The 216-nt window shown below is 72.2% G+C and carries 1 protein-coding gene; it reads right to left on the bottom strand.

From position 1 onward, the window contains the following. Positions 1-216, bottom strand: a 216-nt coding sequence (locus ADK41_RS16110; RefSeq protein WP_159043985.1) for a hypothetical protein, incomplete at both ends; no start/stop codon positions are given.

Raw genomic sequence — 216 nt, 5'->3', positions numbered from 1 at the left:
TGGAAGAAGTGGTCGTCGATGGTGACGGAGGGCAGGGCGAGGGTGTCGGCGAAGAGGCCGCACAGGATCTCCTCGGCCGGGTCGCGCGGGGCGCGGCCGGCGCTGTCGGCGCTCAGATCGGGTGCGGGCAGGGCACGGCGGTCGAGCTTGCCGTTGACCGTGCGGGGCAGTTCCTCCAGGACCACGACGGCCGCGGGAACCATGTACTCGGGCAGG

The organism is Streptomyces caelestis, assembly GCF_001279005.1.
Lineage (GTDB): Bacteria > Actinomycetota > Actinomycetes > Streptomycetales > Streptomycetaceae > Streptomyces > Streptomyces heliomycini.
Note: the sequence above shows the minus strand (reverse complement) of the source record. Positions and strands in the feature narration are given on the sequence as shown.